Genomic DNA, 762 nt, shown 5'->3' with positions numbered 1-762 from the left:
GCCGATGGTGCGGCCCCCGCGGACAACAACTGACGCGCATTTTCAAATGGCCTTGCGGCCTACTGCGAAAGCCCGGCCTGTCCGGGCTTTTCTTTTGCCGTTTTGCGGCCTACCTGTCTGACACATTTCTGAAGCCTGGGAGCCGCGTCATGGCCGGTTACGACTACGATCTTTTCGTCATCGGCGGCGGCTCGGGCGGGGTGAGGGCGGCCCGCGTCGCCGCGGCACTCGGCAAGCGTGTCGGCATCGCCGAGGAATACCGCTATGGCGGCACCTGCGTCATCCGCGGCTGCGTGCCGAAAAAGCTCTACGTCTATGCCTCGCAATTTCCCGAGCACTTCGCCGACGCCGCCGGCTATGGCTGGACGGTGCCGGAAGCCAGTTTCGACTGGCAGACGCTGGTCGCCAACAAGGATCGCGAGATCAGCCGGCTGGAGGCGATCTACGTCAGGAACGTCGAGGGCGCCGGCGGCGAGACCTTCCACTCGCGCGCCATGATCGTCGATCCGCATGTCGTGCATCTCCTGGGTGAGGATCGCACCGTCACAGCAGACCAGATCCTGATTGCCACCGGCGGCCGCCCGGCGGCGCATCCGGCGCTGCCCGGCCACGAACATTGCATCTTTTCCAACGAAGCTTTCGACCTCAAGGAGTTGCCCAGGGCGATCATGATCGAGGGCGGCGGTTACATCGCCGTCGAGTTCGCCAACATTTTTCACGGTCTCGGCGTCGACACGACGCTGGTCTATCGCGGCAAGGAGA

General features: G+C 64.0%; 1 protein-coding gene. It reads left to right on the top strand.

The window, feature by feature from the left end:
* Positions 1 to 149 precede the first annotated feature (149 nt).
* A partial coding sequence (locus tag EN879_RS37760; RefSeq protein ID WP_164774934.1) for an FAD-dependent oxidoreductase occupies positions 150 to 762 on the top strand: 613 nt, incomplete at its 3' end.

Origin of the sequence: Mesorhizobium sp. M7A.F.Ca.AU.002.02.1.1 (assembly GCF_003998535.1) — a bacterium.
Taxonomy (GTDB): domain Bacteria; phylum Pseudomonadota; class Alphaproteobacteria; order Rhizobiales; family Rhizobiaceae; genus Mesorhizobium; species Mesorhizobium ciceri.
This window is presented reverse-complemented; position numbering and strand designations above follow the sequence as displayed.